Origin of the sequence: Thermosipho affectus (assembly GCF_001990485.1) — a bacterium.
Lineage (GTDB): Bacteria > Thermotogota > Thermotogae > Thermotogales > Fervidobacteriaceae > Thermosipho > Thermosipho affectus.
On sequence record NZ_LBFC01000021.1, the window covers coordinates 12,909 to 39,837 of the forward strand.

The window sequence follows — 26,929 nt, forward strand, 5'->3', positions numbered from 1 at the left end:
TGGAGGCGTGCACCGAATTGGCTAAGGGGCCGGTCTCGAAAACCGGTGGGCGTTTTTGCCCTTGTGGGTTCGAGTCCCACCGCCTCCGCCAAATGGCAGGGTTATCCCTGCCATTTTTTTGTAGTATAATTAAGATGAGAATAGATAAGAGGGGGAGAATAATGGAAAAACTTTTAAAGAGCCAAGAAATTTTTAAAGGAGTATTATTACACGTGAAAAAGGATGAGGTACTTCTTGAAAATGGTAGAAAAAGCACAAGAGAGTATGTGTTACATCCTGGGGCAGTTGCAGTTGTTCCAATTTTGGACGATAATAAAGTTGTGATGGTGAAGCAGTATAGATATCCAATTGGTAGAGAGTTACTTGAAATACCTGCGGGAAAGTTTGATTTTAAAGGGGAAGATCCACTTGAATGTGCCAAAAGAGAACTAAAAGAAGAGACGGGTTTCCAGGCAAAAGATTATACGTATTTGGGATATATACATACTACCCCGGGTTTTTCAAATGAAGTGATTTACATATATCTTGCTAGGAATTTAGTGAAGGGAGATGCCGAACCAGATGAAGATGAGATAATCAAGATAGAAGTCAAGGATATCGAAGAAGTTTTGGAGAAATGTATAAGTGGTGATATTACAGATTCAAAGACTATAATAGGTATTTTTAAAACGTATTTTTTCTTAAGGAGTGGAAAAGAATGATAAAGTTAGTGGTAAATGGGAAGGTTGAAAAATTCGAATCTTCGAAATATGCGAATTTTGGAGAGCTTTTGGACAAAGTTTCTATGAATTTAAAAGGAATGGTTTTAAGTGAAGTAAAGATTAATAAAAAATTGGTTCCGATTAGTAGAATTGATGAATTAAGAAATGCTATTTTAGATGATGAACTTGAAATTGAAATGAATTTTGTACCGCTACAAGAATTTTTTATAACAACCCTATCAGATGTTATTGAATATATCGATAATATCACAAACCTTCTTGGTAAAGTTTCAGATAATATATTGTTAGGGGATAATGAAGGATTTAGCAATATTGTGGATCTTGCAGAGGGTATTTCTTCTATGGAGAATTTGAGGGTAAATTCCATGAAAATGACGGGTTTTTCACCTTCTGATTTTCAATTAAAAGTAGATGGTAATGAAGTTGCAGATATATTGAGAAATTTTGTGGAAGCCCTTGAAAGTAAAGATTTACTAGAACTTTCTGATCTATTGAAGGAAAAGATACCTGTTGTTTTAGATTACTATAAAAGTTATTTTCAAAATATTTTAAAAACCTTGAAACAAAATAATTAGGGAAGGTGAAATGATGGATTATACAGAACAAATGGTGAGAACTGCTAGTCCAGCAAAGTTGATAGAAATGTTATACCAAAGGGCTGTAGAGTTGTTAGATTTATCTATCGAGGGTATTAATAAAAAAGATTTTCTAAGTGCGAACGAATACATAAAGAAGTGTCAGGATATTATTACCGAACTTAATTTGTCGCTAGACATGAAGCAAGGAGGAGAAATTGCCAAAAATTTGAGGGCATTATATAATTACATGTTTAAAGCATTAGTGGAAGCAAATATTAAGAAGGATATAGAAAAAATAACAGAAGTTAGGAATTATCTTTTTGAGCTTTTAGAAACGTGGAAAGAAGCCATGAAAAACGTAGGAAATACGGCAAATAGATTACCTGATCCCAATAGACCAAGACTTAATGTGAGTCTTTGAGGGTGTGAAAGATATGAAATTTGTTTCGAATATTTTCTTTGTTTTAAGCATTGGTTTATTTATAATTTCTGCCGTGTTTTTTGAGATTTCATTGAGATATATGAGAAGGCAAAATGAAAAAAAGAAAAAAGAAAGTGCAAATTTAGGAATAAAGTTTTTAGTATTTGGAGGTATAGTTTTTGTGATTTCAGGTATTTTTGCTTTTTTTGCCTAAAAAAACCCCCAATCCGGGGGTTTTTACATTAAATGTACAATTATTCCGCTTTTTAATTTTGGCTCAAACCATGTAGATTTTGGAGGCATTGTTTTTTCTTCGTCAGCAACTCTTAAAAGATCTTCGATATCCGTTGGGTATAATGCAAATGCCACTTTATATTCTCCGTTGTTTACCAGCCTTTCAAGTTCTTCAATTCCTTTAATTCCACCAACGAAGTTAATTCTTTTGTCTGTTCTTGGGTTTTCAATGCCTAATATAGGTTTTAATAGATTTTCTTGTAATATCGAAACATCTAGTGAGGAAACCACGTCATTTTCGTTGTATGTTCCCTTTTTAGCTGTTAATCGATACCATTTTTCATCAAGGTACATGCCAAATTCGTGTTTTTTAGATGGTTTAAATTTTTCTGTTTCTTCAATGTTGAAATTTTCACTTATTTTTTTCAGGAATTCTTCTTTTGAATGTCCATTGAGATCTTTTACAACTCTATTGTAGTCCAATATATGAAGTTGTGTGTGAGGAAATAGTACTGCAAGAAAATAGTTGTATTCTTCTTCACCTGTATGATTTGGATTTTCTTTTGCTAGTTCTTCGGCTGCTCTTGCAGCAGCAGCAGCTCTATGGTGTCCATCTGCAATGTAGAATGCGTCTATCTTTTTGAATGCTTCAACAATTTCGTTGATTTCATTTTCATTTTTAACTATCCAAAGTATATGGTGTATACCGGATTCATCTGTATAATCATATTCCGGTTCTTTTGATGTGTGCTTTATTATTAAATTGTCGACTTCTGGGATGGAACGGTACATTAGAAAAACAGGGCCAGTATGTGCTTTCATTAATTTTACATGTCTTGCTCTTTCGTCTTCTTTATCTTTTCTTGTAAGTTCATGTTTTTTGATTTTTCCATCTTTGTACTCTTTGGTTGAGAAAGTTGCGTAAATTCCCGTTTGTGAGTATCCCTTCCATTCTTCTCTATACACGTAAATAGCTGGTTTATCTTCCAATATCATTATCCCATCTTTTTGGAATTGCTCCAATACCTCTTTGCCTTTTAGAATGACTTCGTCTGAATGTGTATCAACCTCACCATCAAAATTAATTTCTGGCCTTGTTATTTTATAGAATGTATATGGATTTTTTTGTGCTTCTTTTCTTGCTTCTTCGGTTGTTACTACATCATATGGTTTTGCAGCTACTTTTTCAATCATGTCTCTTCTTGGTCTTAAACCTCTGAAAGGTCTTACTATCATCTTTTCCCCCTCCTTTTTTTTATTTGCAGAAAGATTTTAGCATACGAGTTATACATTTGCAATTTTGGTTAGGAATAAAATTTTAAAATAATCAAGTGCTAGCTTATTTTTTCTAAGTTATACAGTTTTATGTATAATAAAAGTCCTAGTTCTTTTGAACTAGGACTAAATTTTTCCTTCTTCAACTAAATAGCAAGAAACATAATGTTCATTTCCCAAGTTTTTTAATGGTGGATGTGGATTATCTTTACAAAGATTAGTTCTAAATGGGCATCTATTGTAAAATCTACACCTTTGAGGAGGATTTATTGGTTTACTTACAGAACCGATTATATTTGGTTCTTCTTTTTTATAGTCTGGGTCTGGAACTGGAACCGCGGAAAGCAATGCTTTGGTGTATGGGTGTAATGGATTGAACAATATTTCTTCTGCATCTGCATACTCAACGATTTTTCCCAAATACATTACTGCTATTTTATCACACATGTATCTAGCAACTGCGAAATCGTGCGTGATATACAAATAGCTCATATTATATTTTTCTTGTAAATCCATTAGAAGGTTCATAACACCTGTTCTAACTGAGACATCTAACATTGAAGTTGGTTCATCTGCCACTATAAAACTAGGTTCTAGTACAAGTGCCCTTGCTATTGCAACCCTTTGTCTTTGTCCACCAGAAAGTTCGTGTGGATATCTCCACAAGAAACTAGATGGAGGAGTAAGACCTACGTCTTGTAATAATTTTTCAACTTTTTCTTCTCTGTCTTTCAATGTTCCTATGTTGTATATGTTTAGTGGTTCTGCAATAATATCAAATATTGTCATTCTTGGATTCAAAGATTCATATGGATCTTGAAATATCATTTGTACTTTTTTGTGATATTCCAGATGTGAAGAAAATTGATGTATTTCTTTACCTTCAATGTAAACTTTTCCATCGGTTGGTTTTTCAAGCCCTACAATGACCTTTCCCGTTGTGGTTTTTCCGCATCCAGATTCACCAACAAGTCCCAATGACTTACCACGTTTTATTTCAAATGAAACATCATCGACTGCGTGAACAAAATGATGTACTTTTGAAAATAACCCCCTATCTGCCGGAAAAAATTTTTTTAACCTTTCAACTTTTAATATAGTATCGACTTTATTAGAGCTTAGTTTTTGCATTTTTTCTCACCTCTTCATTTAAAGGATACCAACATGCTACAAAGTGCCCATTTTCAATTTCCTTGTATTCAGGTTCTTCATTTTTACATTTTTCAGTTGCCCACGGACATCTTGGAGCAAACCTACAACCTTTTGGTGGTTTTAGAAGGTTAGGTGGTTCACCTGGAATTGTTAAAAGTTTTTTCTTTTCACCTACAGTACTTGGAAATGCGTTCATTAGCAAAAATGTATAAGGATGCATTGGATTTTTGAATATATCATGGGAGCTTCCAAGTTCAACAAATTTTCCCGCGTACATAACCGCAATTTTGTCACTTACTTCGGCTATAACTGCTATGTCATGGGAAATGTAAATCATAGCCATGTTTAATTGTTTTTGAATTTTTTTCATTTCTTTTAGTATCTTATCTTGAACAATTACGTCAAGAGCCGTTGTTGGTTCGTCGGCTATTATAACTTTTGGGTCACAAGATAAAGCTAGTGCTATAACTGCTCTTTGCTTCATTCCACCACTGTATTGATGAGGATATTGTTCCATTCTTTTTGGATCAAGGCCTACGAGTTCAAATAACTTTGCTACTTTATTTTTTGCGTCATCAATACTCATTTCCGGATAGTGTGTTAAAATAGCCTCTACGATTTGATCACCAACCTTGTATACGGGATTTAAGGAATTCATAGCTGCTTGAAAAATCATTGCAAGACCTTTCCATCTGTATTTCCTCATTTTATCTTCTGGAAGCGAAACAAGATCAACCATCTTTCCATTGTCGTTAAAAAGCACTTGACCTTTCTTGAATTCGCCATTTTCTGGTAATAGTCTTAGCATTGTCATTGAAACAGATGTTTTTCCGCATCCGGATTCTCCTACTATTCCTAGACTTTCGCCACTATTAAGGGTAAAATTTATACCATCGACGGCTTTAACGTACCCCATTTTGGTTTTGTAATGCATTTTTAAGTTTTTTACTTCAAGTAACGCCACTTTAAATCACCTCTTTCTAAGTCTTGGGTTTACAATTTCTTCAAGTCCTCTTCCAAGGAAGTAGAAGCCAGAACAGAATATAGTTATTATTAACCCTGCTGGGACCCATAGCCACCAGTATGATCCTATATTTCCAGATGAAAGATATCCTGACGTCCACGCAGTGTTTATCATTATACCCCAACTTATTCTTATTCTTAAAAGTCCAAAAAAGCTTAAAGAGGCTTCTGAAAATACCGCACCTGTTACATTAAACATCATATAAAGGAATGAAAGAGGCATTACATTGGGAATTATGTGGTTGAATATAATATATCTATTACTTGCACCTGCAACTTTTGCAGCTTCAATGTATGGTTTTACCTTTATTGTTAGTGCTTGTGCTTTAATTACAAGTGTTATCCCACCAAAACCGCCTAGTAAACCAAGTATCAATGCAAGCCAAAATAGGTTTAATTTGAAAAATCCTGATAAAACAATCAAGAAAGCAATACCTGGGAATAGTAACATTAAATCGGCAAGTCTCATAAAGAAAGTATCTATAAATCCACCATAATATGCTGCAGTAGTACCAATAATAGTACCAATTGTTACGGTTATAATTGCAGCTAAAAAACCAAGCATAAATTCACTTGGGGTGCTCCTCCAAAGTTGCATAAAGATATCTCTACCACCTGGATCAGTTCCCAAAATATGCCACCTGTTTGGAGGTAATGGATGTTGAATTCCAAGCTTGGATTCAAGGGCAAGTTTGTTGTAGATTGATACTATAAGTTTTTCTGCATCTTTTTTTGATAATTTGATCGGTTTGTTTAAGTGTTCAACGGCTTTTGAAAGATCAGTTTGAGTGTTTAATACATCACTATATTTTTTTACCCAATAACTTTTGTCGTTTAATTTGGATATATATTTTTCTAAAAGAGATTTAAGTAAGTATTTTGATATTACATAGTAATCATTGAATTTATTTAAAAAGTTTATTTCTTCCGTTAGTTGTGGAGTTTTTTCTAATTTTTCAACTATATCCAATCTTTGATAATTAATATCCCCTGCGCTTTTAATGTTATTTATTATAAGATCAAAGTGTTTTGTACCTTTGGTAGCGTATGACAAAAGATTTGTCATAGGAGAGTCAAGTTCTGGAATCAGCTTGGTGTAATCAAGTGAAAGGTAAATTTCGGGTATATTTATTTTGTCAATTGGTTCATTATAAATATTTGATATTATTGTGAGCATGAAAGCTCTTGAGTTTGCAACAATTTTGTAAAGTTCTTCTTGTTTTTTTCTAAAACTTTTTTGGATTTCCGGATATTTTTCTAAGTTATTTTCAAGTTTTGCTTTAGTTTCCGGAGAAAGGTCAAAAGAAATAATGGCAAGGTTAATACCAGAAAGGTTATCTAAAATTATTTGTGGATGATTTAAATCAAATGTTAGATCAAGTTTTTCAAAAATTTTCTTGAGTTCTGAGAAATATTGATTAATTCTATCTAAGTTTGAATTTTTGTTTTCCGGATTTTCTAAGTTAGGTATTTTTTCTTCAGCCAATTTTAGTAAGTTTTTGTAATGTGAATTTTCCAATTTTGATATTATGTTTTTGTCCTTTTTTATTTTTGCGTATGTTAATATGTCCACTAACGTATTGAAAATGGTTGATTTTGCTAAATCAAATGTAGGAATCTTATTTGTTCTGATGATATTTTCAAGGTCATTTTGGCTGTTAACAGAAATTTGTATCTCTATGTCACCATTTTTTACAAGCTCGTTAACTGCGGAGAAGATTTTGTTCTTGGCTTCTGATTTTTCAAATTCAGAATATGTGTTTTTCAACATTTCGTTAAATTTATTCCTTTCATTTTTTCCTTTTATTATTTTTATCCATAAACCTATTGTGGAAACTTCACGACTGTTTTTGTATTCTGAAAGTGCAATTGCTAATGTTTTTGTATCTGCTTTTTTCAATAATTTTTTAAATGAAATTAGTGAAAACTTTTTCCTATTACCAATTTCAATAATGTTTGACAATGGTTTAATTGAAATAAGGTTATGCTCTAAAAGTTGAGAAACTTGGGTTTGAAATCTCATTCTTTCTTTTATTGGGAAATAGCTGTCAACGATGGTATCTAAAATATGTCGAAAGGCTTGAGCATAATCAAGGTTTACAAATTGTCTTTGTGCGGCGTCTATTTTTTGTTCTATTTGTTTTTTGAAATCTTCTCCTTGATCTAAAAATGAATACGTGAAGATTCTTGCAGGTGGAATTTCTATGCCTTTAATTACATTTTGTGGAGACATGTATTTTGATATGTATGAAATATCTTGTACCCTTGGATCCGTACCAGTAACAGGATTATAGATACTGTGATCTACAAATTGCCAAGCGATAGGATATGTTAGTGCAAAAATTCCGAAAATTATAATTATTGATAAACCAAAGATTCCCATTTTATTTTCTTTAAATAAATTCCAGTTCTTTTTAAAATTTCTCAAAAATAGCTTAAATTTAATTTTTGTAATGGATTCATTTGCCATCTATTTTCACCCCTCAATATCTAATTCTAGGATCAAGTATTGCATATAGGATATCTGCAACCAAATGAGCTATAAGTATAAAAACACCGGTAAACGTTAAACATCCCATTGCAAGAGGTGTATCTTGGACAAGTGTGGCGTTTAAAAGAGTAAGTCCCATACCTTTCCAAGAAAACATTGTTTCGGTAATAACACCGCCACTAACTGTAGTTGCAAGTGAAAGTACAAAACTTGTAACTAAAGGTAGAAGAGCTGTTCTTGCTGCATGTTTATCTCTTACCACTTTGTCTGGAAGACCTTTAGCTTTAGCAGTTGTAATGTAATCTTCTTTTATTATTTCGAGCATGGTATCTCTCATTACTAACATACTACCTGCAAATCCCAATATTGTGAGGGATAAAACTGGTAATATCACATGGTAAATTATATCCAATGCGTAGTATCCGTATCCATTAAACAACCAGTATAATATAATAATTGAGATCCCAGAAAAGGTTATACTAAGCATAGATACTGTCTTAGATTTTTTAGTTTTCATAAATGTGGCAACAATTAGTCCAACTGTCCAGAAAACAACCATTAAAAATGCACTTAAAAGTAATCTAATAAACACATCCTGTGTTGAAAAACTTACATTTAACCACTTCGATGGTTCTATAAACCCACTAATTGGGAAGATTTTCAGAACAACACCAAAAAGCCAAATCATAATGAGCATAAAGAAAGGCGTAAATATTGTCCAAAAAATAATTCCAACAAAAGTTGCCACTTTATCTGAAATGCCACCGCGTTTCCAAGCTATTCTTTTTCCAAGATTGTATCCTAAGATATATGATGAAAGGGTTGTCATTAAAAATAGAAATACTGTTCGAGGGAGCCTTTCGGCAATGATTTCTTCAACAGGTTTTGGATATTCGGAAAATGATATGCCAAGTTCTAAGTTAAAGAAATTTCGCATATGCTTTGCGTATTTTACGTACCACGGGTCACCAACACCAAATAATTTTTTTATTTTTTCCATCATCTCAGGTTGTTTCATGATTTTTGGATCAAGAAATTTAGAAGTATAATCACCTGGCATTGCAAGGAATATGAAAAATACAACGGTTATATATATTATTAACAAGATTAACATCTGATATATTCTGTTTCTTATAAACTTAAAGAGGCCGGGTAATGGTAGTGAAAATAAGTACAAAACAATAGAAAGCAAATAATTAAATCTTGGACTAAATATAAAGAAGTATTTAAATCCAAAAAACGCTGAAAAATAAAGTAAAAGTGAAATAATCAAAAATATATAATGATGAATTTTTTTTGTATTAAATGCTGTTGTAATTATTGCGAACAGTGGTAATATTACTCCAAAAGAAGTGTATGGATGGATAAATAACAATACAAAAAATACTAATACTATTATTAACTGCATCCAAAGTTTTGTATTCATTTTCACCTCTCCTTTTTGTAGAATTCCCCCTCGAAAAACGAGGGGGGAAGGTTTATTTTACTTTCATTACGTTTTCTGGGAATCCATTGTAGTTTTGAATACCATCAAGTGTATCTGTATATGGAAATTGTATGGTATCTCTATATGCTTCGTAAATTGGTGTTGTAAAGAGTATTATATATGGAAGATCATCTGCAAGTAATTGTTGAGCTTCTTTTATGGCAGCAACAGCTTCGTCAAAATTATCAGCCATTTCAAATTCTTCAACTAAGGCATCAAATTCTGGATTGTTGTATCCTGGGGTGTTAAAACCTTCTGGAGCCATTTGGTCAGATGACCAGAAACTCTTAAAGTATGTTGGAACTCTTCCGATACCCCAACCAAGCATGTACATATCAAAATCAACTTCGTCAAATGCCCTTGTTACAATTTCATTAAAATCGGTGAGTTTCACATCGACGGGTATTCCGAGGTCTTTAGCCCATTGTTCAATGTAAATTGCCGTTGTTGCTCTCATTGGGTCATATTCTCCGGATGGGGAAAGTAATTCAAGATCTGGAACGTATTTTCCATCGGGACCTTTGAGCCCTTTTCCGCGTTTGCTTATAGGATTTGCTGGGTTATTCGGGTTAATTACAGGTTCTTGATCCCAACTAAATCCGGCTTTTTTGAGGAGTTCAACTGCTAGTTGGTATCTTTCGGCTCTTGAGAGCCCTTCTCCTATAGTCTTCACATCAGGATTAAACCAGAACGTATTTGCGGGTGGAACGGGAGTTGCAAGAGGAATTGCTTTTCCCTGAAGGACTCTGTTACAAATATAATCTCTATCTATCAACGCGGCAATTGCTTGCCTGAATTCTTTTATGTTAAATGGGAATTTTCTCATGTTAAACGCAAGGTATCTGAAACCAAGTGATGGATTTACCGTTAATTTTATACCAGGTACGCCTTTCAGAGATTCAAATTCACCAGAGGTCAGACCATTTGGATTAAGAACGAAATCCACGTCACCTTTTTGAAGTGCTTGGAGCGCGACAGATTTGTTTCCGTATATTCTGTATATAATTTTATCAATGTATGGACCGTTGGCTACTTCGAGCTTTATGTTTCCATCCGGTTTTGGATTGTTGCTTGTCCATTTATAACCGCTGTTTGGATTTTCAACAACGAAACCTCCATTCTCAAAGTATATGGATTTTTCGCCTTTTGCCCAATAGAAATTATCTTCTACTTCCTTTTTAACTTCTACAAATGCACCTTTTTCGATTTTTCCAAGATTTAATGCTGTAATTCCTGGATCGACTACTTCTTGGCTTAATAACCAGTTAACTGGATTTTCTTGTTTTTTTGCCTTTTCCACATATGTTTCCCAGAAGTTTTTGCATACTATTGCAGTCATAAGGGTGTCATAGTAAATAGTCATAGTTTTTTTCTCTTCAAAATAGAACTTAACTGTCCAAGGATCAATTTTTTCAACTTTTTTTGGTTCATATGCTCCCGTCCAATTACCACCTGGGATTTGGAGTTCTTGGATGGTATTAAAGGTGAATACCACATCATCTGCGGTAAATGGTGAACCATCGCTCCACCTTAAGTCTTTTCTGATTTTTACAGTAACTGTATACATTCCGTCTTCTTCAACTATTTTTGGAATTTCAGCAGCAGCCGCTGGTATTAACATTCCATCTTTATTCATAGATAAGAGTGAAGGATATTTCCAAAGTTGTACATAAAAGTTCCAAGAAGATGAACCTGAACCAAGTAAATTCCAAATATTTGTTGTTGTGATATCTTCGAGTAAAGCATAGTTAACCACTGTTTCAGCAAATAGAAAAATACTAAATAAAATAGTTAGAAATACTAACAAACGTTTCATATAAAGACCCCCTCCTTTTAAGAAATGTAATGTTGGCAAAGTTTTGGTAACCGACATGATATATTATACATAAATTGAAACAAAAAAGTCAAATAAAATAGATAGAAATATTGATAGAATATGTTTATATTAGAGGTAGAGGTGATAGTGTGTTGTACATTGAATCTGGGAAGTTTAAAGGAACAAAAATTGAAACAGTTCCAAATGTGAAAACTAGGTATACACCAAGTATAGTAAGGTTGGCTCTCGTAAATATGTTGGATTTGGAAGGAAAAGATGTACTGGATTTATGTGCGGGAAGTGGTGTTGTGGGAATTGAATTTTTAAGTAATGGTGCAGGTTTAGTAACTTTTGTTGATGTTTCTGCAAAGTCCGTCAAGACTATTAATAAGAATATAAATAAAATTAATTTGAAAGAAAAGATTAAAATCGTAAAAAAAGATGCAAGGGTTTTTTTAAGAACATCAAAAGATAAATACGATATAGTGTTTATGGATCCACCTTTTGGTCTTGGGATAGTTAATGAATTATTACAATATACGCACAAAGTTTTAAAAATAAATGGAATTTTAGTTGTTGAACATTCTAAGAGAGAAAAAATAATACCTCCAGACGGTTTGGAGGTATTAAAAATAAAACGGTATGGAGATGTTGTTATAGATATGTATAAGTTAAAAAATATACTTTAAGTATTTTTTCATTGAAACACTTAATAGGATAGTTCCAATTAACATTATAGTTGAAATTGCGTTTATTGTTGGTGATATTCCAAATCGTATCATGGAATATATTTTTAAAGGAAGTGTTGTTGAACCGGGGCCAGCTACAAAAAATGTAATTACAAAATCATCAATTGAAAGCGTAAGTGACATGAAAAATGCGGCTAATATGCCTGGAAAACTCGCAGGAATTATGATTTTTGTCAATGTTTCAAATTTTGTTGCCCCAAGGTCATATGCTGCATCTATTATACTTTTATCAAAATCTTGTAACCTGGAAAATACTATCATCATTGCATAGGGAAGGGAAAAGGTGGTATGTGCTACAAAGATTGTAAATAAACTTAATCTTATGTTTATCATGACAAAAAATATTAAAAGAGAAACTCCAATAATAATATCGGGTATTATTAATGGTAAATATGAAAGTATCCAAATGTACTTCTTTGATTTAAATTTCTCCCAATACAATCCTATTGCCGCTAGTGTCCCAAAAGAGGTTGCAACAAAACTTGATAATAGTGCGACAAAGATTGAGTTGAAGAAGGCATGCCAAATATCGAATGCATTAAAAAATAGTTCTTTATACCAGTGAAAACTAAATCCTACCCATACAGGTGATTTTGAGTTATTAAAAGAGAAGACCACTACAATAAAAATTGGTATGTAAAAAAATATTAAAACGAGAATTGTTAATATTTTTGATAATTTTCCTGGTGTCATCTTTTTTCACCTTTTTCTGCTTGTTTTACAAATAAAAGTACACCAATGAGTGTGAAAATGGTTAATATTGCAGAAATGGCAGATGCAGCTGGCCAGTTTTTTGCAACGGTTAATTGTCTTACTATTTCATTTCCAATCATTTTGGAATTTTTTCCGCCAATGAGGTCTGGAATCGCGTATGAACCTAGTGCGGGTATAAATACAAAAATTGTAGATGTGACGATTCCAGACTTTATATTTGGTATTAATACTTTAAAAAAAGCTTTGACTTTGTTTGAACCAAGGTCAAGAGCAGCTTCTATCATTGACTTATCAATTCTATCAATGGATGCAAAAAGGGGAATTATTGCGTAAGGTAAATATGTGTACACTATGACTAAAATTACCGCAAAAGGATTATACAAGAATTGTACATAATGATTTGTGACTTTTGAAATAATTTGGTTTATAATTCCGTTATTTCCAAGAACAAATATCCATGCATAAATCCGTATAAGTGAATTTGTCCAAAACGGTATTACAACTAAAAGAAGCAAGAAATCTTTAAGTTTACTGTTTGCAATAAAATAAGCAGTTGGAAGGGCAAGTAAGACTGTAAATATAGTTGCAATCAATGATATCCAGATACTCCTCCATAGTATTTTCAGATAGCTAACAGAAAATAAAGATTTGTATCCATCTAATGAAAATGAAAAATTAATACCACCGTATAGAGATTTTTGCATAAAACTAAAGCTAAGTACTATTAAAATTGGTATGAGAAAGAAAAAAATTAGCCAGAAACTATATCCAAATGTGTACTTCATCTATTCCACCTCAACAATAAAGCTATCGTTTGGATCCCAACTTACAAATACTTCATCTTTCCAGGTTAATATCGTTTCATCCAATAGATAATTTATATGTTGTTTGTAAACCTTTAGGATGTAACCATTATCTAGTTTTACAAAATACCTAGTTTGATATCCCATATATATTTCTTCTTCAATTATTCCGTGAAAAACGTTTTTTCCGTTTAAAGATTTTTTAGAAATTTTTATTTTTTCAGGTCTTAGGGTAATTAAGATATTATCATTTGATGATACATCCTTATCTTTATAGCATATAAATTCACCGATTCCAGGTGTAGTAACTTTGATAAACTCTTCATTTATTTCTATAACTTTACTTTTCATAAGATTTGTTTCCCCAATAAAAGTTGCAACAAATTTATTAGCAGGACTTTCATAAATTTCATAGGGGGTTCCATATTGTACAACTTTTCCTTCATTCATTACTGCAACATGATCAGATATACTTAACGCTTCTGCTTGGTCATGAGTTACGTATATAAATGTTATACCCACTTGATCGTGCAAATTGTCCAATTCTATTAAGAGTTCTTGTCTTAATTTTGCATCGAGAGCACTTACTGGTTCGTCTAGTAAAAGTACTTTTGGTTCGTTTGCGAGTGCTCTTGCAATGGCAACCCTTTGTTTTTGCCCACCTGAGAGTTGATGAGGTTTTTTCATAGCATGTTCTTCAAGTTTTACAAGATTCAATAGTTTTTCAACCTTTTCTTTTATTTCAGTTTCTGAAAATTTTTTTAATCGCATAGAGAAAGCAATGTTTTCAAATACGGTTAGATGAGGAAATAGAGCATAATTTTGAAAGATAGTGTTTACCGGTCTTTTATTTGGGGGGATGTTTAACACTGAGGTGTTATCAAAAAGGATATCCCCTGTGTCTGTATCTTCAAGTCCAGCTATAATTCTTAAAAGGGTTGTTTTGCCGCATCCTGAAGGACCAAGAAGGGAGAAAAATTCTCCCTTTTTGATTTCTAAATTTATGTCTTTTAAAACTTTAAAGTCATCGAAGGATTTATTTATATTTTTTATAGTGACTGTACTCCCAATCATTTAACTTCTCCTTACATTATTATTTCTTGCCATGCTTTGTTATAAAGTTCTATTGCACTTCCTATATCATTTATAAATTCACAGTTTTTGAGGTCTTCAATTGTGTAGATGGGTTTTTCTTTAATGTATTTTCTTGCTTCTATATTTGGCGAAGGTAATGCAAGGAAATCTGCTATTATAGCCGCATTTTTGGGATCTAAAATGTGGTTTATAAATTTGTATGCAAGGTCAACGTTTTTTGCACCTTTAAGGATTACCATGTTATCTATCCAAAGTGTGCCTCCTTCTTCTGGTATAAAGAAGTCAAAGTTATCTTCTTCACCTTCGGGGATTCTTTGGAATATGTCTTCACCATAGCCGTGGACAACCCAGTATTCACCATTTACAATACCATTTGCATAAGAAGATGCGTCAAATTTAACTATGTTTTCCTTCCATTTGAGTATTAATTGTTTAGCTTCTTCAATTTCTTTTGGATTTGTTGTGTTTACAGAGTATCCCAAGTATTTTAAAGCCCCACCAAAAACTTCTCTCATGTCGTCGAGTAATGTCATTCTTCCTTTTAGTTTTTGATCTAAAAATATGTTCCATGAGTGACTATAATCTTTTACGTATTTTTTGTTTACACAAATTCCCGTTGAACCCATCATATATGGTACGCTATATTCGTGATTTTCATCGTAAATAGTTTTTCCCAATATCTCAGGATCAAGATACTTGAAATTTGGAATTTTGTTAAGATCTAATTTTAGAAGCAACCCTTCTTTTTTCATTATTGAAACATGATCGCCAGATGGAAATACAATATCGTATCCACCACCGCCAGCTTTTATTTTTGCATACATTTCTTCATTTGAGGCAAATGAATCGTACACAACTTTGCAGTTATACTTTTCTTCAAAGGATTTGATAACTTCATCAGGTATATATTCTTCCCAATTGTATATATAGAGTACTTTTTTTCTAGGAACTACAAAGAAAGTAACTGCAACAAAAATAGCAATTAGCCCAAGTGTGAACCAGAATTTTTTCATGCACTTCCCCTCCTTTTCCAATAAAAACGGATGGACGTAAAGTCCATCCTCTTATTGAATTTTTTTAGGCATTATAGCTGCTCCAATTCATTTTTTAAGAATGTAGGTAAAGCAAATGCTGCTTTATGAATTTCTTCGTTATAATATTTCAATTCTTCTTGGAAAGATTTAACTTTTTCGGGAGCAAAATCTTTTAATGGATCAAGTCCTTTTGATGCAAATGTATAAGACCACATTCCACTTGGGTATGTTGGCATAAATCCAAGATAAAGTTTGGTTATAGGAAATGTCTTTCTAATTCTTGAATAAGCAAGTCTCATCCATGCACCATCATATAACCAATCTTCTGATTCAGCTGAAAGTGTACCATTTTCGGTTAATGCGTCGTAACATGCCTTGTAAAAATCTTCAGTGAATAAGTGTCCACCTTCACCAGCAGTTGGATCTGTAGAATCTATAATTATTACATCAAATTCGTTTTTGAAATTTCTGACAAATTGAGAACCATCTTCGTAAACAAGTTCTACTCTAGGATCATCAAGTTTTGAAGCTGTTACAGGAAGATATTTTTTTGCGGCTTCAACAACCATTTGGTCAATTTCACACATGACAACTTTCTCTACGCTTTTGTGTTTTAAAACTTCCCTAACACTTCCGCCATCTCCGCCACCGATTACGAGCACTTTTTTTGGATTGGGGTGCATAAACATAGGTACATGAACGAGCATTTCGTGATAGAAAAAGTCGTCTTTTTCAGTGGTCATCGTGATACCATCTAAAGAAAATACCCTTCCAAAAAAATCAGTTTCAAAAATATCAATTCTCTGATATTTACTTTGAGCAGAATATAATGGTTTGTTTATTTTCATAAATATCCCCGTGTTTCCAGGGGTATAGTATTCAAAATACCAAAGATGTCTATTAGGAACAAATCCATATTGGAAATCTTTCATTATTTTCTTTTCTATATTTTCATTCATAGTTTACACCTCCATTTTGTGTGGGGAATTTTCTGGAATACCAATCTCATCATATTTTCCTCTCAAGTGTTCTACAACATGCACTCTTTGAGATTTAAGAGCTCTTTTTAAATAAGAAAATGCCTTCCAAGGATCTACATCATCGCCACAGGTAAATAAATCCACAGCTGCATAACCATACTCAGGCCAGGTATGTATGGTTAAATGTGATTCGGAAATAACTACTACTCCACTTACTCCATATGGGAGGAATCTATGGAATGAGGAGTTTACTAATGTAGCACCAGTTTCGTATGCTGCATCTTTCATTGATTTTTCAATAACTTCAACATCATCCAGTATTTCCTTATCACAGTCGTAAAATTCTGCTATAATATGTCTTCCTAAGCTTTTCATGTTAATCCCTCCCTTTCTTTTTTATTCAATATCAATCCAAATGAATTTTACTTTGGATTTATAAGGATTTTTTATTTTATGCCTTCTGTCGGCGCAATAATAAAAACAATCTCCTTCGTTTACTTTATATTTTTTTCCATCTAATATCAATTCCAGCTTTCCACTTATAACAAATCCGAATTCATCTCCCTCATGGGGTTCTTCTTCTTCAGTTTCAGAACCTGGTTCCATCTCAATTAACTTTGGATCAATTGACTTGTCTTCGATATTGTCCATTAAAATAAAACCTTTTATGCCTAATTCATCTAAATACATTGGAACTCTATCGCTTACTTTAAAAACTATCTTTTCTTGTTTTTTGTCTGTTGAGAAAAATGTTTTTAAATCACTTCCTAGGACTCTTAATATTCTTTCTAAAGTGTCTATCGAAGGTGAAACCTGGTCATTTTCAAGCTGAGATATGAAACTTCTAGAAAGATCACATCTATCCGCTAATTCTTCTTGAGTGTACCCCCTAGCCACTCTTAAAGTCCTTATTTTAGAGCCTAATTTCAACTTCCCACCCCGTTGATGTCTATAATACTAAACAAAAAATGTTTATGATACACAACATATTATATAATCTTTTCACTTTCTTTCAAGTTAATTTTGTGTAAAATAAAGGTAACGAAATAAGAGAAAAATGCGTTAAAAATAGCACTTATTAGATTTTTAGGTGTTATAATTACAAAGAAGATGATGAGAGGAGGTTTGATAATGATATTATTTGGAACTGGTGGAATTAGAGGAGTAATGAGAGAGGGAGAATTTGACGAAAAAACAGTTATGGTTGCAAGTAAAGGTGTTTCTAATTATATGAAAGATAATAATTTAAAAAGTGTAGTTATTGCATACGATACTAGAAATAATTCAAAAAAATTTGCAGATTTATCTGCAAGGGTCTTTGCATCAGATGGTCATAAAGTTTTTTTGTTTTCACAGCCGGTTCCTACTCCTGTTTTATCGTTTGCGGTAAGGCAATTAAAATGTGATATGGGGATTGTTATAACTGCAAGTCATAATCCACCTGAATATAATGGATATAAGGTTTATACTTTTGATGGAGTCCAAGCTATACCTAAAATTACAAATGTTTTGGCAGATTATGTGGAAAAAGCATGGAATATGCCTATAGAACTTTCAGAAAATTTTGAATACGTCCAAGATGAATTGCTTGATCAATACATAGAAAAAGTAACCAGTTTAATTTCAACAGATTTAAATGGACTTAAAATAGTGTATACACCGTTACATGGAACTGGTTTAAAACCAGTTATGTCTGTATTAAAAAAATTAGGTGCGCAATTAATACCTGTTTCGGAGCAGTGCACATTTGACGGAAATTTTCCCACTGTAAAATCTCCAAATCCGGAAGATGATGGAGCGTTAACTTTATTGAGAAAGTACATGAAAAAACATAATGTAGATCTTGGAATTGCAACTGATCCAGATTGTGATAGAGTAGGAGTTGTTTATAAAGGAATACGTTTAACAGGCAATCAAGTGGGAGTTCTTATATCTGATTACTTATTAAACTATGCAGATGAAGACAGTATGATAGTTAAAACTATTGTGACTACGGATATGGTGAAACCCATGTGTAAGGAAAAGGGAGTAAGATTATTTGAGACACCAACTGGCTTTAAATATATAGGCTATCTCGCAGAAAATAGTAAATATAAATTTTTATTTGGTTTTGAAGAGAGTTGTGGATATCTTACGGGAGATCTTTCAAGAGATAAAGATGGAGTGATAGGTTCTGCGTTAGTTGCCGTGGTTTCAAAGAAATACGATTTATTGGATAGATTAGAGGAACTTTATCAAAAATATGGATATTACCAAGAAAAGCTTTTAAACTTTAAATTTAAGAGTGTAAATATAGCCAAAGAAATTTATGGAAGAATAAAGAAAATGGATTTGGATATAATAGATTATTCAAAAGGATATGGTAATGTTGAACCTAACGAAACTATTCAAATAATGTTTGAGGAAGGTAAAATTTTTGTACGACCTTCTGGAACTGAACCAAAATTGAAAGCATATGTTATGACCGTATCTGAAGACAAGGAAAAATCCATAGAGAATTTAGAAGTACTTGTAAAAAAGTTTAAAGATATATTAGAAAAAACGAAAGGGTAATTACCCTTTCGTTTATTTTTCCTCTTTTATAGATAATATTACTTGGATAAATGAATCGAAAAGAGGGCATAGTTCTGGGAATTTACCACAAAATAGTTCCATTTCTGCGTTTATTATTTCCAAATCTTCCCTGACAATAGGGCCGGTTATAGTCTTAATTGTTCCGTAATTTTTGATATTTTCAATTGTATTTTTTAGCAAGCTTTCCATTACTTTAAAGAATAATTCTTTTGGTAATTTTGCATCATCGTATATCTTTTCTGCAATATATATCAAAGAATGAGTAAAGTTACTCATTATTACCGCAGAGAGATGATAGTTAATTTTAGCATTTGTTGGTATTATAAAAGATATACCACCTAAGAGGTCCACTATTTTCTTTGCTAAATCTACATTTCCTTCTATCCCAAAAGGTACATTTGTAAATTTTGTATTTTCGTTTATTACTGGACAATTTGGATGGATAGACGCAGGATTCCATTTTTCTGGAAAAATAGTTGAGGGGTAAAATCCACTAAAATGTATTACAGATGTATTAGTAGGTATAAACTTTTCTAGCATATTTTTTGCTTCAGGAAGAAATGTATCGTTGTATCCTACTAAAACTACATCTTCAAACTTAAAGGAATCGCTATATGATACGGGAGTGCCCTTTCCAATTTTTTTTGAGAATATTTTTGCTTTTTCTTTGTCTCTTGATAAAATGTATCCAATTTCAACTTTGTCTTTTAAATTGAAAAGCAGGGCAGATGTAACTTTTCCAAGTCCGGCAACATTGATTTTCATTTTTATTTTCCTCCCTAAAATAAATTAACCAAAAATACTAAAAGAGGGCAGATTAACAATGCGGGCAAAAAATTTCCTACTCTAGTATCTTTAATTTCAAGAATTTTTAGACCAATGCCTAATACCATAACACCACCTGCGGCTATTAAATCATTTAAGTAAGCGGGAGTAGTTAGAAATGATAATTTTGAGGAAAAGATAACCAGTAGACCTTGAATAACAAGTACAGAAAAACCAGATAATAGTACTCCAAGGCCATAGATAGAAGATAGAACAATTGAGGAGATACCGTCTAAAAGTGATTTCATATAAATTAGTGAACCGTCATTTGTAAGTCCAGCGGTAATTGAACCTATTATTGTTAAAGGACCAACAAGGAATAAAAGAGATGATGTAACAAAACCTGTAGAAAAATCTCCTTCTTTTATTGTATCACCTATCTTTTTCAGTTTGCCTTCTATATTTATAAGTTCGCCTATAATTCCACCTATTGCAAGCGATGATAGAACGATGAGGAAATTATTTGTCTTTAGGATCATTGTTAAAGATAAACCTATTGTTGATAATCCAACTGCGTAAAATAAAATATTCTGTATGTTTTTTGGAACCCCTTTTTTTATAAATATTCCAATAAGACTTCCTATAACTATCGAAATAGTATTTATTATCGGTGTAAAAATAACATATCCCTCCTTTTTATCTATACCCTATTTATAGATTGAATTTTTTTAAGTATTTTTCGTAATACTTGTTTTGTATTTTAAACATTAATTCTGCGTTAGTTGTGTCGTATTCATGGTCATATCCACAACAGTGTAAAGAAGCATGTATTAAGACCATTAACAATTCTTTTTCAAATGAATTTGAAAATGTTTCGGCGTTTCTTTTAATAACATCTTCGCATATGTATATTTCTGCAAATAAGTCATCATCTCCGTATACAAAGGTTAGCACATCTGTCTCTGTATCCTTTTTTCGAAAGGTGTTGTTTAGTTTTTTGATTTCTTCTTTTGAAACAAAGATAATATTTATGTTTACTTCTTTTCCCAATTCATTTTTTGTAATTTCTTTAACTATCTTGGTGTATTTTTTATCTATTTCTTTGTTAGTTGTTATCACTTGATTGCACCACCTTTTTAATTTCTTCTTTTGGATATTCTATTCTACTCTTTGTAATATTAATAATCACTTTTATAAATTCATCGATTATAAGTTCCAATTCTTTAAGAGTTAAACCAGATTCATCTAGTTGTTTTTCGTTGTATATACCAGACACAATTTCTTCGACTTTGTCTTTAATTCTTTGATAGTTTGAGGTGTTTATACTCTTTAATGCTGCTTCTACACTGTCTGCAAGCATTATTATTCCTGCCTCTTTGAATTGTGGCTTGGGACCAGGATATCTAAAAGAATCTTCATCTACATTTTCTTCAATTTCTTTTGCTTTAAAGTAAAAATATTTTTGTACTCTTGTTCCATGATGTTGTGGAATTATAAACTCTATTCTTAAAGGAAGTCTATACTTTCGTGCAAATTCAACACCAGATTTTACATGATCTTCCAGGATAATATGACTAAGAAAAGGGCTTATTTGATTGTGCGGATTTTGATTTTTATCTTTCAAATTTTCGACAAAAAAATATGGTCGTACCATTTTTCCAATATCATGAAAGTACGAGGCAACTCTTGCAAATGTAGAGTTTGCACCTATTCTTTCTGCAGCAGCTTCTGCAAGTGTTGCAACCATAATACTGTGATAATACGTTCCAGGGGCTTGTATGGATAGTCTTTTTAAAAGAGGATGATTCATATTTGCAAGCTCTGCAAGACCGATATTAGAATATATTCTTGAAAAATATTCTATATAGGGAAGTACTCCAAGAATTATGACAGTTGATACAAATGGATTTAGAATAGCATATATAAAGGTATATACGTTTAGATAGAAAGGTTTAAGTGGACTTTGAGCAACGACAAGTAGAATTGCCGTTAACGAAGTAAAAGTAGCAGCTTTTGCTATTTCAATTCTTCTTACAATGTTTTTTATTAGATAGTTCATAATTACAATTTGTGGGACAAAGAAAAATAGGGAGTAAAAATTTCCAAGATGAAATGAAAGAATTACACTTTGTAATATTCCTGCAGCTATGCCTACTTCGTATGTGGTAAGTAAGGTGAGAAGAAGCGATGAAATCAAAAATGGGGAAAGACTGACATCCCAATTTTTCATTGATGGATAAGTAATCAAAATTCCTATTATGAATAAAAAATAAAATGTGTATTTATAAATTTTGTGGAGTTTGAAATAATAAATATATTTGAACAACAATTCAATGACCAAATACCATAAAAGAGTTAAAAAAATAAACTCATTTGTAGCTTTTACGAGATTAAAGTCGAATGAATTAATTATAATTACTGATATAAGCGAAACAACTATTCCTTCGAAGTCAATCTTTTTCATTTTTTTCCCCTTTTTCATATTTTTCGTATGCTTTGATTATCTTTTTTACAAGAGGATGCCTTACTACATCTGCTTCAGTTAAATGAACAAATTCTATCCCATCTATACTTTTAAGTATCTTTTCTGCCATCACCAAACCAGAATTTTCTTTTATGTCTATTTGTGTTATATCTCCGGTAATAATTGCTTTGGAACTGAATCCAATCCGAGTTAAGAACATTTTCATTTGTTCATAAGTAGTGTTTTGAGCCTCGTCTAAAATTATAAATGCATTGTTTAATGTTCTACCTCTCATGTAAGCAAGGGGAGCAATTTCAATAATATTTCTTTCCCTGTATGATATGAATTTTTCAAAAGGTATTAAATCAATTAAGGAATCAAATAAAGGTCTTAAATAAGGATCTACTTTTTCAGATAAATCTCCAGGTAAAAAACCTAACTTTTCTCCAGCTTCAACAGCAGGCCTTGTGAGTATTATTCTATTTATTTTTCCGCTTTTTAAGTAATCTACAGCAAGCGCAGATGCCAAATAAGTTTTTCCAGTACCAGCAGGACCTATAACAAAAACTATATCACTTTTTTCAACGGCTTCTATGTACTTTTTTTGGCCTCTTGTTTTTGGTTTTACCCTACCATGGATAATAGTTTTCGTGATAACTTCAGTTAATATTTCAGAGTTTTTTTCTGTTTCCTTTTCCGATACCAAATATTCAAATTCTTGTTTATCCAGTAAATGTCCTTCTCGTGTAATATTTATCATTTCATTTATTATGCCTTCAACGATTTTTATGTTTTCTTCATTTTTTCCTTTTAAAAAAACTTCATTTCCCCTAACAGATATATCAAGTCCAAATTTTTTTTCCAAATATCTAAGCCTATTGTCATACTGACCAAAAATTTCGACTATGAATATGTCTTTTGGAATTGTTATTTTTTTTATCACTCATGCACCTCACTTTTGTTCTTCTAAGTTAGTAAATAAAAAGTTTCCCTATCCCCCAAGTGTCTTTTTTAAATTATACCACATAATTTATTAAGAGTTTTTTCTACCAAAGTTGAGACTCTTTCTTCAGGTTCAATTTTGGAAATTATCTCTTTTACCTTCCTAATTACTATTGTTTCTGCATGCCTTTTTTGTCTTTGTTTTTTTCTTGTATTTAGCTCTCCATTTTCTTTGAATTTATTTAATAAATCATTTATATTTTCTAAAAGTTGTTTAATTCCTTTTCCAGAAGTAGCAATAGTTTCAACTATTGTTTTTTTAGAATTTGAGAGTGATAAGATATGTTCAAGTTGGATCTTTAAAGATGCTGTTCCATCTAAATCTGCTTTATTTATAACATAAATATCACCAATTTCCATTATTCCAGCTTTTAACAGTTGAATTTCATCTCCTGCTCCTGGCGAAAGTACGAGTGTAACTAGATCAGATACGTTTACTATATCAATTTCACTTTGGCCGGCTCCTACAGTTTCAATTAATATATAATCAAATCCAAATGCATCCATTAGTTTTATCACGTCAAAAATACTTTCGTTAAGACCTCCAAGACTATTTCCACTGCCCATACTTCTTATGAAAACACCTTTGTCAAGGAAGTGTTTTTTCATCCTTATTCTGTCACCCAAAAATGCGCCGCCGGTAAAAGGGCTTGTAGGATCTACCGCAATTACCCCAACAGTTTTTTCTGTTGCTCTAATTTCAGAAATTAGAGCATTTACTAAAGAACTTTTTCCCGCTCCTGGGCTTCCAGTAATTCCAATAACAAACGAATCATTTGTCCATAAATCGTCAACAAAATTATTTTCAGTATTATTTTCAACGTAAGTTATAAGCTTTGCAAGTGCTCTCTGATCTTTTTGTTTTAATTTTTCTAAGAGTTCTTTCAATTTTTAACCTCCGTAAAGAAATTTTGTATTTTTTTAACGATTGTGTTTAAGGGTGTCCCAGGTCCGAATACTTCTTTTATCCCCATCTTCTTTAATTCAACTGCGTCGTTTGCTGGAATTATACCACCAACAAAAACAGGTACGTTAAAATCATTTTCTTCCATTAATTTTAGTATTTTTTTACAGATACTCATATGTGCTCCTGATAATATGGAAAGCCCGATTACATCCACGTCTTCTTGTATAGCAGATTGAATAATTTGTTCTGGAGTTTGTCTTAATCCCGTATATATAACTTCCATACCAGCGTCTCTTAATGCTTTTGCAACAACTTTTGCACCTCTATCATGACCATCAAGTCCTGGTTTTGCAATAAGTACCCTTATTTTTTTTTCCATTTTCCCCCTCCTATTCAAGTTCGATTAATGCTTGTCCTGTGTCGACATTATCTCCTTCTTTTACGAGGACATTTTTCACAGTTCCTCCTACCTCGGCTATAATTTCATTTTCCATTTTCATGGCCTCTAAAATTACAACTTTGTCACCAGGTTTTACATTTTGGCCTTGGGAGATTAACACTTTTAAGACAAGCCCAGACATAGGGGCGTTAATAGTATGACTACCTGAAGATGATTTCTTTGGTTCAATTTTTTCAGTTTCAGGTTTAGATTGTGTTTTTTCCTCTACTTTTGGTGTTTTTACGTTTTCTACATTTGATGGTGTTTTTTCTTGCAGAATTTGTGTGTGAGCTTGTAAATCCTCAACTTCTACTATGTATTCTTTTCCATTTACCCTAACTTTGAACTTTTTGACCATCCTTTTACACCTCTCCATCCAGTTTTTTTCCAGACAGTCCAACCTCTGTTTTCATTTTTTTTATAAACTTTCTTTACTGTTACTGGACCTAACATACTATATATTGCAGCCATAATTGCTGCTATTTCTTCTTCTTCTTCATTATTTAAAGTTAAGTCCTCGTGTGATTCTATTTTTTGAGGCAATTTTATTGCAGCTTTTTTTGAGAAAAATCCAAATAGTAAAAAGACAAAGTACAGTATCGTAAAAACCAAAAAAACTGTTACTAATCCTATAATGGTTATTATAAACATTCATTTCACCTCATAATGGAATGTTTCCATGCTTTTTCTTTGGTCTTGGTTCAACTTTTGTTTTGCCGTATTCAATTGATTTAGCTATCCATTTTCTTGTATTTCTTGGATCAATTATTGCATCGATGTAACCTCTTGACGCGGCAACGTATGGATTTGAGAATGCGTTTTTATATTCTTCTATCTTTTTAATTCTCATTTCCTCTGGATTTTCGGCATTTGCTATTTCTTTTTTGAAAATTATATTTGCTGCTCCTTCAGGTCCCATTACTGCGATTTCTGCGGTAGGCCATGCGGCTACAAAGTCTGCACCTAGATGTTTACTACCCATTGCAATATAGGCGCCACCGTATGCTTTTCTCAATATTATGGTAATTTTCAATGTTGTGGCTTCACTATATGCGTATAACATCTTTGCACCATGTCTTATTATTCCACCGTGTTCTTGTTTTGTTCCTGGGAGATATCCAGGTGTATCTACAAATGTGATAATTGGAATATTAAAGGAATCTAAGAATCTTATAAACCGTGCAGCTTTGTCTGAGGAATCTATATCCAAGACACCTGCAAATACGTTGGGTTGGTTTGCAACTATACCGACTGGATATCCATTAATTCTTGCAAAGCCTACCACTATATTTTTGGCAAAGTGTTCGTGAACTTCAAGAAATTCTCCATTGTCCACTATTTTTTTGATTACATTTTTTACATCATAACCTTTTTTAGAATCGGAAGATACTATATTAAGTATTGAATCATCAATTTCAAGGTTACCGCCACTTGATATTTCTGGATCTTCCATGTTGTTTTGCGGAAGGTATGACAAAAGATTTTTAATTAGTAGGATGGCATCTTCTTCAGATTTTGTAATGAAGTGTGCGTTTCCACTTTTTGAGTTGTGAATAAAAGCTCCCCCTAAATCTTCTTTTGAGATTTCTTCTCCTGTTACGGCTTTGATAACATTTGGTCCGGTTATAAACATTTGGGCTACTTTATCCACCATTATAACAAAATCTGTAATGGCAGGTGAATAAACAGCACCACCGGCACATGGTCCTGCTATTAAAGTTATTTGTGGTATTACACCAGAAGCGAGTGTATTTCTAAAGAATATTTCTCCGTAACCATATAGCGAATCTACACCTTCTTGTATTCTGGCACCACCTGAATCATTTATACCAATTATTGGGATTCCCATTTTAAGGGCAAGATCCATTATTTTGGCAATTTTTTTTGCGTGCATCTCACCTAAGGAACCACCCATAACGGTAAAATCTTGTGAAAATACAGCGACTGGTTTTCCGTTAATTTTTCCAATACCCGTTATAACTCCATCTGCAGGTAATTCTTTTTTATCTAATCCAAATTGTGTATTTCTATGTTTGACGAACTTGTCAATTTCTTCGAATGTTCCTTCATCAAATAAGAGTTGTAATCGTTCTCTTGCTGTTAGTTTTCCATTTTTGTGTTGTTTTTCAATTTGTTTTTCTCCTCCACCTTTTTCTATTTTTTCTTCCATTTCCTTTAGTTTTTTAATTAATTCTTCCATGTTTT

General features: G+C 32.4%; 29 protein-coding genes and 1 tRNA gene. 7 read left to right on the forward strand and 23 right to left on the reverse strand.

Annotated features, from left to right (window positions below):
* The first annotated feature begins 1 nt into the window (after position 1).
* The 5 genes from XJ44_RS06240 (at position 2) to XJ44_RS06260 (ending at position 1,935) form a co-directional block, all read left to right on the forward strand.
* Positions 2 to 91: transfer RNA gene (locus XJ44_RS06240), tRNA-Ser, on the forward strand.
* 70 nt (positions 92 to 161) lie between these two features.
* Entirely contained in the window at positions 162 to 701 is a 540-nt protein-coding gene (locus tag XJ44_RS06245) for an NUDIX domain-containing protein (protein WP_075666130.1), read from the forward strand.
* Positions 698 to 1,297: a hypothetical protein gene (locus tag XJ44_RS06250; protein WP_075666131.1), complete on the forward strand. Its 600-nt coding sequence runs from the start codon at positions 698 to 700 to the stop codon at positions 1,295 to 1,297. Before XJ44_RS06245 ends, XJ44_RS06250 begins: the two co-directional genes overlap by 4 nt.
* A gap of 13 nt (positions 1,298 to 1,310) precedes the next feature.
* A complete protein-coding gene (fliS, locus tag XJ44_RS06255) occupies positions 1,311 to 1,721 on the forward strand; it encodes a flagellar export chaperone FliS (RefSeq protein ID WP_077198442.1) in 411 nt (136 codons plus the stop codon).
* Positions 1,722 to 1,734: 13 nt separating this feature from the next.
* Entirely contained in the window at positions 1,735 to 1,935 is a 201-nt protein-coding gene (locus XJ44_RS06260) for a hypothetical protein (RefSeq protein WP_075666133.1), read from the forward strand.
* Positions 1,936 to 1,958: 23 nt separating this feature from the next.
* Here the strand turns inward: XJ44_RS06260 and XJ44_RS06265 are convergent, their stop codons facing one another.
* From XJ44_RS06265 to XJ44_RS06290, 6 genes are all read right to left on the reverse strand, one after another.
* On the reverse strand, positions 1,959 to 3,191 hold the full coding sequence (locus XJ44_RS06265; protein ID WP_075666134.1) for a DUF1015 domain-containing protein: 1,233 nt from the start codon (positions 3,189 to 3,191) through the stop codon (positions 1,959 to 1,961).
* A gap of 165 nt (positions 3,192 to 3,356) precedes the next feature.
* On the reverse strand, positions 3,357 to 4,361 hold the full coding sequence (locus tag XJ44_RS06270; protein WP_077198443.1) for an ABC transporter ATP-binding protein: 1,005 nt from the start codon (positions 4,359 to 4,361) through the stop codon (positions 3,357 to 3,359).
* Positions 4,342 to 5,346, reverse strand: coding sequence for an ABC transporter ATP-binding protein (locus tag XJ44_RS06275; protein WP_075666136.1), 1,005 nt, complete (start codon positions 5,344 to 5,346; stop codon positions 4,342 to 4,344). Before XJ44_RS06275 ends, XJ44_RS06270 begins: the two co-directional genes overlap by 20 nt.
* Positions 5,347 to 5,352: 6 nt before the next feature.
* Complete coding sequence (locus XJ44_RS06280; protein ID WP_075666137.1) at positions 5,353 to 7,875, reverse strand: ABC transporter permease; 2,523 nt, start codon at positions 7,873 to 7,875, stop codon at positions 5,353 to 5,355.
* A 13-nt stretch (positions 7,876 to 7,888) separates the two neighbouring features.
* Positions 7,889 to 9,322 (reverse strand): ABC transporter permease, encoded by a 1,434-nt coding sequence (locus tag XJ44_RS06285; protein ID WP_077198444.1) that lies wholly within the window; start codon positions 9,320 to 9,322, stop codon positions 7,889 to 7,891.
* A 52-nt stretch (positions 9,323 to 9,374) separates the two neighbouring features.
* Complete coding sequence (locus XJ44_RS06290; protein ID WP_075666139.1) at positions 9,375 to 11,198, reverse strand: ABC transporter substrate-binding protein; 1,824 nt, start codon at positions 11,196 to 11,198, stop codon at positions 9,375 to 9,377.
* A 110-nt stretch (positions 11,199 to 11,308) separates the two neighbouring features.
* On the opposite strand from XJ44_RS06290, the gene rsmD reads away from it, so the two are divergent.
* The gene (gene rsmD / locus XJ44_RS06295; protein WP_233119532.1) at positions 11,309 to 11,887 is read left to right on the forward strand and encodes a 16S rRNA (guanine(966)-N(2))-methyltransferase RsmD; all 579 of its coding nucleotides are present in this window, start codon (positions 11,309 to 11,311) and stop codon (positions 11,885 to 11,887) included.
* Here the strand turns inward: rsmD and XJ44_RS06300 are convergent.
* From XJ44_RS06300 to XJ44_RS06330, 7 genes are all read right to left on the reverse strand, one after another.
* Positions 11,870 to 12,640 (reverse strand): ABC transporter permease, encoded by a 771-nt coding sequence (locus tag XJ44_RS06300; RefSeq protein WP_075666141.1) that lies wholly within the window; start codon positions 12,638 to 12,640, stop codon positions 11,870 to 11,872. The two genes, rsmD and XJ44_RS06300, sit on opposite strands and share 18 nt — an antisense overlap.
* Positions 12,637 to 13,446: an ABC transporter permease gene (locus tag XJ44_RS06305; protein WP_075666142.1), complete on the reverse strand. Its 810-nt coding sequence runs from the start codon at positions 13,444 to 13,446 to the stop codon at positions 12,637 to 12,639. Before XJ44_RS06305 ends, XJ44_RS06300 begins: the two co-directional genes overlap by 4 nt.
* Complete coding sequence (locus tag XJ44_RS06310; protein ID WP_075666143.1) at positions 13,447 to 14,538, reverse strand: ABC transporter ATP-binding protein; 1,092 nt, start codon at positions 14,536 to 14,538, stop codon at positions 13,447 to 13,449.
* A gap of 11 nt (positions 14,539 to 14,549) precedes the next feature.
* Positions 14,550 to 15,572, reverse strand: coding sequence for an extracellular solute-binding protein (locus XJ44_RS06315; RefSeq protein WP_077198445.1), 1,023 nt, complete (start codon positions 15,570 to 15,572; stop codon positions 14,550 to 14,552).
* Between the two features lie 71 nt (positions 15,573 to 15,643).
* Positions 15,644 to 16,525 carry a polyamine aminopropyltransferase gene (gene speE, locus XJ44_RS06320; RefSeq protein ID WP_075666732.1) on the reverse strand — a complete coding sequence of 294 codons (882 nt, stop codon included), beginning with the start codon at positions 16,523 to 16,525 and terminating at the stop codon, positions 15,644 to 15,646.
* A gap of 30 nt (positions 16,526 to 16,555) precedes the next feature.
* Positions 16,556 to 16,948, reverse strand: coding sequence for an adenosylmethionine decarboxylase (gene speD, locus XJ44_RS06325; protein ID WP_077198446.1), 393 nt, complete (start codon positions 16,946 to 16,948; stop codon positions 16,556 to 16,558).
* Between the two features lie 21 nt (positions 16,949 to 16,969).
* Positions 16,970 to 17,503, reverse strand: a complete 534-nt coding sequence (locus tag XJ44_RS06330; protein ID WP_075666146.1) for a helix-turn-helix domain-containing protein — start codon at positions 17,501 to 17,503, stop codon at positions 16,970 to 16,972.
* A 201-nt stretch (positions 17,504 to 17,704) separates the two neighbouring features.
* Between XJ44_RS06330 and XJ44_RS06335 the strand changes: the two genes are divergently transcribed.
* The gene (locus XJ44_RS06335) at positions 17,705 to 19,126 is read left to right on the forward strand and encodes a phospho-sugar mutase (RefSeq protein WP_075666147.1); all 1,422 of its coding nucleotides are present in this window, start codon (positions 17,705 to 17,707) and stop codon (positions 19,124 to 19,126) included.
* A gap of 12 nt (positions 19,127 to 19,138) precedes the next feature.
* On the opposite strand, the gene XJ44_RS06340 is transcribed toward XJ44_RS06335, so the two are convergent.
* The 10 genes from XJ44_RS06340 to XJ44_RS06385 form a co-directional block, all read right to left on the reverse strand.
* Positions 19,139 to 19,912, reverse strand: coding sequence for a Rossmann-like and DUF2520 domain-containing protein (locus tag XJ44_RS06340; protein ID WP_077198447.1), 774 nt, complete (start codon positions 19,910 to 19,912; stop codon positions 19,139 to 19,141).
* Positions 19,913 to 19,926: 14 nt separating this feature from the next.
* The gene (locus tag XJ44_RS06345) at positions 19,927 to 20,616 is read right to left on the reverse strand and encodes a DUF554 domain-containing protein (RefSeq protein WP_332881322.1); all 690 of its coding nucleotides are present in this window, start codon (positions 20,614 to 20,616) and stop codon (positions 19,927 to 19,929) included.
* Positions 20,617 to 20,623: 7 nt separating this feature from the next.
* The gene (gene ybeY / locus XJ44_RS06350) at positions 20,624 to 21,031 is read right to left on the reverse strand and encodes an rRNA maturation RNase YbeY (protein WP_077198448.1); all 408 of its coding nucleotides are present in this window, start codon (positions 21,029 to 21,031) and stop codon (positions 20,624 to 20,626) included.
* On the reverse strand, positions 21,018 to 22,376 hold the full coding sequence (locus XJ44_RS06355) for an HDIG domain-containing metalloprotein (protein ID WP_075666151.1): 1,359 nt from the start codon (positions 22,374 to 22,376) through the stop codon (positions 21,018 to 21,020). Before XJ44_RS06355 ends, ybeY begins: the two co-directional genes overlap by 14 nt.
* Positions 22,363 to 23,319 carry a PhoH family protein gene (locus XJ44_RS06360; RefSeq protein WP_075666152.1) on the reverse strand — a complete coding sequence of 319 codons (957 nt, stop codon included), beginning with the start codon at positions 23,317 to 23,319 and terminating at the stop codon, positions 22,363 to 22,365. The genes XJ44_RS06355 and XJ44_RS06360 overlap by 14 nt, the downstream gene beginning before the upstream one ends.
* Before the next feature lie 68 nt (positions 23,320 to 23,387).
* Positions 23,388 to 24,266 (reverse strand): methylmalonyl Co-A mutase-associated GTPase MeaB, encoded by an 879-nt coding sequence (gene meaB, locus XJ44_RS06365; RefSeq protein WP_075666153.1) that lies wholly within the window; start codon positions 24,264 to 24,266, stop codon positions 23,388 to 23,390.
* Positions 24,263 to 24,664, reverse strand: a complete 402-nt coding sequence (locus XJ44_RS06370; protein WP_075666154.1) for a cobalamin B12-binding domain-containing protein — start codon at positions 24,662 to 24,664, stop codon at positions 24,263 to 24,265. Before XJ44_RS06370 ends, meaB begins: the two co-directional genes overlap by 4 nt.
* 10 nt (positions 24,665 to 24,674) lie before the next feature.
* A complete protein-coding gene (locus tag XJ44_RS06375) occupies positions 24,675 to 25,082 on the reverse strand; it encodes a biotin/lipoyl-containing protein (protein WP_075666155.1) in 408 nt (135 codons plus the stop codon).
* A complete protein-coding gene (locus tag XJ44_RS06380; protein WP_077198449.1) occupies positions 25,055 to 25,375 on the reverse strand; it encodes an OadG family protein in 321 nt (106 codons plus the stop codon). Before XJ44_RS06380 ends, XJ44_RS06375 begins: the two co-directional genes overlap by 28 nt.
* 10 nt (positions 25,376 to 25,385) lie before the next feature.
* A complete protein-coding gene (locus XJ44_RS06385; protein ID WP_077198450.1) occupies positions 25,386 to 26,924 on the reverse strand; it encodes an acyl-CoA carboxylase subunit beta in 1,539 nt (512 codons plus the stop codon).
* Positions 26,925 to 26,929 lie beyond the last annotated feature (5 nt).